The sequence below is a fragment of the Streptomyces sp. LS1784 genome, from assembly GCF_020103755.1.
Taxonomy (GTDB): domain Bacteria; phylum Actinomycetota; class Actinomycetes; order Streptomycetales; family Streptomycetaceae; genus Kitasatospora.
In genome coordinates, this window is record NZ_JAHSQD010000429.1 from 1 (window position 1) to 7,012 (window position 7,012).

The 7,012-nt window shown below is 72.8% G+C and carries 6 protein-coding genes; 3 read left to right on the forward strand and 3 right to left on the reverse strand.

Annotation, left to right across the window (positions count from 1 at the left end; all coding sequences use genetic code 11):
* The 3 genes from KS423_RS33550 to KS423_RS33560 form a co-directional block, all read left to right on the forward strand.
* A partial coding sequence (locus tag KS423_RS33550) for a N,N-dimethylformamidase beta subunit family domain-containing protein (RefSeq protein WP_263455501.1) occupies positions 1–1,526 on the forward strand: 1,526 nt, incomplete at its 5' end.
* 251 nt (positions 1,527–1,777) lie between these two features.
* Positions 1,778–2,512 (forward strand): polyprenol monophosphomannose synthase, encoded by a 735-nt coding sequence (locus KS423_RS33555; protein ID WP_224283531.1) that lies wholly within the window; start codon positions 1,778–1,780, stop codon positions 2,510–2,512.
* A 127-nt stretch (positions 2,513–2,639) separates the two neighbouring features.
* Positions 2,640–3,893 (forward strand): aromatic acid exporter family protein, encoded by a 1,254-nt coding sequence (locus KS423_RS33560; RefSeq protein WP_224283532.1) that lies wholly within the window; start codon positions 2,640–2,642, stop codon positions 3,891–3,893.
* Between the two features lie 100 nt (positions 3,894–3,993).
* Here KS423_RS33560 and KS423_RS33565 read toward each other — a convergent pair whose 3' ends face one another.
* The 3 genes from KS423_RS33565 to KS423_RS33575 form a co-directional block, all read right to left on the reverse strand.
* Positions 3,994–4,443 (reverse strand): SRPBCC domain-containing protein, encoded by a 450-nt coding sequence (locus tag KS423_RS33565; RefSeq protein WP_224283533.1) that lies wholly within the window; start codon positions 4,441–4,443, stop codon positions 3,994–3,996.
* Between the two features lie 4 nt (positions 4,444–4,447).
* Positions 4,448–4,921, reverse strand: coding sequence for a VOC family protein (locus KS423_RS33570; protein ID WP_224283534.1), 474 nt, complete (start codon positions 4,919–4,921; stop codon positions 4,448–4,450).
* Between the two features lie 136 nt (positions 4,922–5,057).
* Positions 5,058–7,012, reverse strand: a 1,955-nt coding sequence (locus KS423_RS33575; protein WP_224283535.1) for a phosphocholine-specific phospholipase C, incomplete at its 5' end; no start/stop codon positions are given.

Sequence of the window (7,012 nt, forward strand, 5' to 3'; positions counted from 1 at the left end):
CCTCCTGCGGCCCCGGTCACCCGGACCCGGCCGCCGCCCCGCACCCGTCCACCGCGCCGGCCGGCTCCGCGCCCGGCGACCCCGGCACCGTCGGCCCGGCCGCCGATGGGCACAGCGGTCCGAAGAGCGAGCGCTCCCTCCCCGGCAACCCCGACTGGGAGATCACCGACCCCGGCCCGGACGGCGCCATCGAGGGCTTCGCCGACCGGGTCAGCGTCCTGCCCGGCGAGACCTTCGGCCTGCACGTCTCCACCCCGGCCGCCGCCTTCACCGTCTCCGCCTATCGGATGGGCTGGTACGACGGCGCCCGCGCCCGGCTGGTCTGGCGCCGCGAGCACGTCCCCGGTGGCAAGCAGGCCGCCCCGCACGTGGACCCGGCGACCCGCACCGTGCTGACCGGCTGGCAGCGCACCCTCGCGGTGGACACCGCCGGCTGGCCCGAGGGCGCCTACCTGCTGCGTCTGGACGCCGAGGACGGCTCCGGCCGGCGCTACGTCCCGCTCACCGTCCGCTCGGCGAGCACCGCCGGCAAGGCCGTGGTCATGAGCGCCCCGGCGACCTGGCAGGCCTACAACGAGTGGGGTGGCTACAGCCTCTACAACGGCCCGACCGGCGGCCTGGCCACCCGCTCGCTGAAGGTCGTCTTCGACCGGCCGTACGACTACGACCACGGCGCCGGACTGTTCCTGGTCTACGAGGCGCCGCTGGTCACCCTCGCCGAACGGCTCGGCCTGCCGCTCGCCTACACCACCGGCATCGACGTCGCCCGCGAGCCCGGCCTGCTGGCCGGGGCGAGCGCCGTCCTGTCGCTGGGCCACGACGAGTACTGGTCGCCCGAGCAGCGGGCCAACGTGGTCGCGGCCCGCGACGCCGGGACCAACCTGGCGGTCCTGGGCGCCAACTGCTGCTTCCGTCGGGTCCGCTTCGAGCCGACCGACCTCGGGCCGGACCGCACCGTGGTCTGCTACAAGGACGCCTGGGCACAGGACCCGGGCCACCGGTCGGGCGCCCCGGCGACCACCGACTTCCGGGTCGGCCCGGGCGCCGACCCGGAGAGCTCGATGCTCGGCGTCATCTACGACGGCTACCCGGTGGACGCCCCGTACGTGGTCACCTCGCCCGGGCACTGGGCCTTCGAGGGGACGGGCGTCGCAGCGGGGGCGTCCTTCCCGCACCTGGTCGGGGTGGAGTACGACCGGGTGGACACCGGCTTCCCCACCCCTCGCCCGATCGAGGTGATCGCCCACTCCCCGGTGGTCTGCGAGGGCCGCCACTCCCACTCCGACACCGCCTACTACACGGTGCCGAGCGGAGCCGGGGTGTTCTCCACCGGGACGATGCGCTGGGTCGAGGCGCTGGAGGCCCGCGGCCCCGGCGGCGGCAGGGCCGACCACGGCATCGACTCGCACGCCGGGGACCTGGTCCGCCAGGTCACCGAGAACGTCCTGCGCGCCTTCGCCGCCGGCCCTGCCGGCCGTACCCGCCCGGCCCTGGACAACCTCGCCGGCGTCTACGGCACGGCGTAGCGGGCCCGGCTCAGCCGGCCGTGGGCGGCGGGGCGGAGTTCTCCGCGGAGCCGAACTCCCCGGGGCCGTCGTTCCGGGCGGATGCGGCCCGTCACGGGTACCGGATCGCAGTCGAACGGACTTCCGCCCCCGGCCGGGGTGAGGGACGCATCGTTCCGCCGGTACACTCACACGGTTCAACCAGCGCAGGTCATCAGGAAATCCGACCGGTGTGGCAACGTGCCGCCGGCGAGGCACGAGGGAAACAGAACATGGTCGAGGCCTCCCCCAAGGTCGTTGTGGTCGTCCCCACGTACAACGAGCGGGAGAACCTCCCGGTCCTCGCGGGCCTGCTCGCGGAGCTTCCGGTGCCCAACCTGCACCTGCTGGTGGTCGACGACAACTCCCCCGACGGCACCGGCGAGATCGCCGACAAGCTCGCCGCGGACTCCGGCGGCACCGTGGGCGTGCTGCACCGCACCGAGAAGGACGGCCTCGGCCGCGCCTACCTGGCCGGCATGGCCAAGGCCCTGGACGAGGGCGCCGACATCGTGGTGCAGATGGACGCCGACCTCTCCCACCCGGCCTCGGCGATACCCGCGATGGTCGAGGCGCTGCTCGCCGACGACACCGCCGTGGTGCTGGGCTCCCGCTACGTCGACGGCGGCTCGACCGCCGAGGAGTGGCCCTGGCACCGCAAGGCGCTCTCCGCCTGGGCGAACCTCTACGTCAACGCGATCCTCAGCCTCGGCGTGAAGGACGCCACCGCCGGCTTCAAGGCCTGGCGGGCCGACACCCTGCGCGCCATCGACCTGCCGACCGTCCGGAGCAACGGCTACTCGTTCCAGGTCGAGATGAACTACCGGGTCGTCAGGCAGGGCATGACGATCCGCGAGGTGCCGATCCGCTTCGAGGAGCGGATCGAGGGCGCCTCGAAGATGAGCATGGGCGTCCAGGTCGAGTCCGCGCTGGCACCCTGGAAGCTGCGCTTCAACCGCGAGAACTGAGGCGGGCCCGGCCGACACGCCTCAGCGGGCACGTCGGCCCGTTCCGATCCGCCCCGATGCGGTCGTACGGGTGGCCGGACGGCCCCGGGAGCGGTGTGAGTGGTGGCTGCGGGGAAAGAAGGGCGACATGGCCCTTCCTTCGGAGACACTCGCGGACCTGGTCCGCCGCAGCGCCCGAGAACCCTTCGTGGTCCAGACCGTCCGGGCCACCGTCGCGGCCACCATCGCCTATGCGGTGGCGACGCAGCTGAGCAGCGAGCCCGCCCCGCTGACGGCACCGCTGACCGCGCTGCTGGTCGTCCAGGTCACCGTCTACTCGACGCTCAAGACCAGCATCCGACGGGTCACCTCGGTGGTGGTCGGAGTGCTGATCGCGATCGGGTTCAGCGCCGTGGTCGGGCTCTCCTGGTGGAGCCTGGGGCTGATCATCCTGGCCTCGCTGGTCGTCGGCCGGTTCGTCCGGGTCGAGGAGTTCGTCCAGGAGGTCGCGATCAGCGCGATGCTGATCCTGGGCGTGACCAAGCTGGCCTCGCAGGCCTGGGACCGGGTGCTGGAGACGCTCATCGGCGCCGCTGCCGGCCTGCTGTTCAACCTGCTGTTCGCGCCGCCGGTCTGGGTGGACACCGCCGGGGAGTCCATCGAGGGCCTCGCCCGGCGCGCCCGCCAGCTGCTGCTCGACATCTCCGAGGAGCTGGGCCGCCCCACCCCGGTCGCCCGGGCCGCCGAGCGGCTGCACGAGGCCCGCCGGCTGGACCAGGCGATCGCCGACGTGGACGCGGCGCTGCGCCAGGCCGAGGACAGCCTGCGGTTCAACCCGCGGATCAGCGAGGGGCTGCTGTCCCGGCTGGTGCTGCGCACCGGGCTGGACACCCTGGAGATCTGCGTCGTCGTGATCCGGGTGCTGGCCCGCTCGCTGACCGACCTGGCCAAGCGGCGCGCGCCCGGCGAGCGGCTCTTCCCGCCGGACGTCGCGGTGGGGCTGGAGGAGCTGCTGGCGCACATCGGCGGCGCGCTGGTGAGCTTCGCGGTACTGGTGACCACCCAGGTGAGCAGCAGCGCCGAGGAGGCGGAGGAGCGGCTGACCTCCGAACTGGCGGCGGCCTGGGCCTGCCGGGAGAACGTCGCCCAGGTGCTGCTGCGCAGGGTCCAGGAGCACCCGGAGGCCTGGCAGCTGCACGGTTCGATACTGGCCGAGGTGGACCGCATCCTGGACGAGCTGGACCTGGAGCACCGCAGTCGGCGGCTGATGGAGGAGCTGGACCGGGCCTCGGTGGCGAACCGGGAGCGCTTCTCCCGCTACGCCGGACTGCGCCGCCTGGTGCGCGGCGAGCGGGCCCGCGGCGACCGGACGTCCGTCAAGGCGGAGCGCCCGGCGGCGTAGGCCGGGCGCCGTTCCGAAGCCGCTGCCGGGGCTTCGGAAGTCAGGAGGTCAGGGGGTCAGGGCCACGAGGTCAAGGGTCACGGGGTCAAGGGTCACGGGGTCAGGGCATCAGCCAGGGCTGCTGCGGCAGCGGGTGGCCGGTCTCCAGGTAGGTCTTGAGGTTGGCGAGCACCGCCGACCAGCCCTGTTCGGCGTCCGCCCGCGCGGCCTCGTCGGCGAGGTTCTCGTGGGTGACGGTGAGCCGGGTGAGGTCCTGCCAGCCCTGGATCTCGAAGGTGACCCGGGAGGGCCAGCCGGCGCGCTGCTCCTGCGGCCCGGCCCAGGTGGTGACCAGCCGGTGCGGACGGTCGACCGCCTCGACGGTGCCGATGACGTCGGCGATGCCGGAGCCGTCGGCCCGCTGGTGCTCCCAGGGCGCCCCGGGCAGCCAGGTGGAGACGTTGCGGTGGCCCCAGTAGAGGCCGGACTCGTCGGCGTTGGTGAGCGCGTGCCAGACCCGCTCGGGGGTGGCCCGCAGGTAGGTGATGCCGCGGTGGCCGAAGACGGTCACGGCCTCACCCCTCGGCCGCGGCGAGCAGCGGCTGGATCTCGATCTTCTGCATCCGCAGCATGGCCTTCATCGCGCGGCTCGCCCTGGCCCGGTCCTCGTCGGCGATCAGGTCGAGCAGCACCCGCGGGGTGATCTGCCAGGAGAGGCCGTAGCGGTCCTTGAGCCAGCCGCACGGGCCCTCCTGGCCGCCGTCGGCACTGAGCTTGGCCCAGAGTTCGTCGACCTCCCGCTGGTCGTCGCACTCCACCTGGAGCGAGATCGCCTCGGTGAAGTGGAACTCGGGGCCGCCGTTGAGCGCCACGTACTCGCGGCCGGCGAGCTCGAACTCGACGGTCATCACCGAGCCGGCCGGGCCGGGGCCGGCCTCGCCGTAGCGGGTGGTCCCGGTGATCCGGGAGTTCGGGAACAGGGTGGTGTAGAAGGCGGCGGCCTCTTCGGCCTGGTCGTCGAACCAGAGGAAGGTGGTGATTTTCTGCATGCGCCCGACGGTAGCCGCGGGCTGCGACGGGGCGGCCGAGCCACGGCCGGGGATCACCGGATCGGCGCCCCGGGGCCCGTCCTCGAACTCCCGCAGTCGGGGGTTCGAGGACGGGCCCCGTGCCGACGGCGTCGCGTCAGTGCACCCAGCCCGCGTAGCGCTGGACGAAGCGCTGACCGGTGTGGGCGGTCACGACGACGTCGTAGCGGCCCTGCTTGTCCAGCGGCCAGGTCAGGTTGGCCTGCTTGCCGGGCCTGACCCAGACGGTCTGCGCGGTGCCCGCGAAGTCGTTGGGCGCGGCGGTGAAGGCCACGTCGGTCATCCCGTCGTTGGCCACCTGGAGGGTGAGCTTCGAGTTGCCGTGCAGGTCGGCGGTGACGATCGGCACGCCGATGTCGTTCTGGCCGTCCTGCCCGTCGCGGACCACGGTGCCGGCGAACCGGCGGACGAAGCCGTCCGGGCCGTGAACGGTGAAGTCGTAGCGCCCGCTGGTGGCGGCGGCGTCCCAGACGTACCGGGCGGTGGTGCCGGGGGCGACGGTGTACGGGGTGCCGGCGAACGGGAGCAGGATGTTCGGGTAGACGGTGTACGGGAAGGCCACCGAGCCGTCGTTGCTCATCGTGCAGGTGACCTTGCCGGTCTTCCGGTCCACCTCGACGTCGGCCCATGGCTGGTACGGGAGCGGGCGGTGCGGGCGCTCGCCGCGCTCCTGGACCGGCATCGCCTGGGCACCGACCGGTGGCAGCGCGACGCCGGGCAGCCGGGTGCCCGCGTCGGCCCTGGCCATCAGGGCCTTGGTGTCGGGCAGCGCCGGGACGGAGTGCTCCGGGGCGGCGAAGTCGAAGCAGCTGGTGAGGTCGCCGCAGACGGCCCGGCGCCAGGCCGAGATGTTGGGCTCGGCCACCCCGGTGACCAGCTCCATGAAGCGCAGCACCGAGGTGTGGTCGAAGACCTGGGAGTTGACCCAGCCGCCGCGCGACCACGGCGAGATGACCCAGAGCGGCACCCGGTTGCCGAGGCCGATGGCCCGTCCCTGGGTGAACTCCTCGGGGGTGCCGGGCTCGGGAGTGGGCGGGACGACGTGGTCGAAGTAGCCGTCGTTCTCGTCGTACATCACCAGGAAGACGGTGTGCCGCCAGACCTCCGGGTTGGACATCAGCGACTGCAGGGCCTGGTCGACCCAGTGCGCCCCGTAGGCCGGGCCGGCCTCCGGGTGCTCGGAGAACAGGTAGGGCGCGACCAGCCAGGAGACGGTCGGCAGGGTGCCGTCCTTGCAGTGGCGGTCGAAGTCGGTGGGGTCGAACTTGGTCATCGCGTTGATGTAACGCGGGTCGTCGTGCGGGAAGTTGTGGAACTGCTTGAAGTAGGAGAGCGCGTTGTCGTCGTAGTCGCCGGTGCGGTCGTCCTTGCTGGGGTTGTGGTAGACGCGCCAGGTGACGCCGGCCGCCTCCAGGCGCTCGGCGTAGGTGGTCCAGTCGGCGACGGGGTTGTCGGTGACCGGGGTGTTGTCGATCCACGGGCCGGTGGTGCCGTCGCGGCCGGGGCCGGCGGTGCCGGTCCACAGGTAGAGCCGGTTGGGGTCGGTCGGGCCGGCCAGCGAGGTGAAGTAGGCGTCGCAGACGGTGAACGCGTCGGCCAGGGCGTACTGGTAGGGGATGTCGTCCCGGGTGAAGTAGCCCATGGTGCGCTCGCCCTTGGCGGCGATCCACTTGTTCATCGCACCGTTGTTGATGGCCTGGTGGCCGGTGGCCCAGTCGTGCGGGAGGCCGCCGGCGTTCTGCGCGTTGTACTTGGCGGTGTCCATGCGGTACGGCAGCATCACACCGCCGTCGCTGCGCCGGCTGTCGGGCTGGCGGAAGACGTCGGTGCCGTCCGGGAACTGGAGCGCCTGCTTGTCGCCGAAGCCGCGGACGCCGGCCAGGGTGCCGAAGTAGTGGTCGAAGGAACGGTTCTCCTGCATCAGGACGACGACGTGCTTGACGTCCTTGATGGTGCCGGTGAGCGGCGTGCCGGGCCTGGCACCGGCGGCGGGGGCCGGGGCGGCAGCCGCCTGGGCGGCCGTCAGGCCGGTCAGGGCGGTGGCGCCGGCGG

Coding starts and splice junctions, on each gene's coding strand:
- KS423_RS33555 (WP_224283531.1), top strand. CDS start 1,778: ATGGTCGAGGCCTCCCCCAAGGTCGTTGTGGTCGTCCCCACGTACAAC.
- KS423_RS33560 (WP_224283532.1), top strand. CDS start 2,640: ATGGCCCTTCCTTCGGAGACACTCGCGGACCTGGTCCGCCGCAGCGCC.
- KS423_RS33570 (WP_224283534.1), bottom strand. CDS start 4,921: ATGCAGAAAATCACCACCTTCCTCTGGTTCGACGACCAGGCCGAAGAG.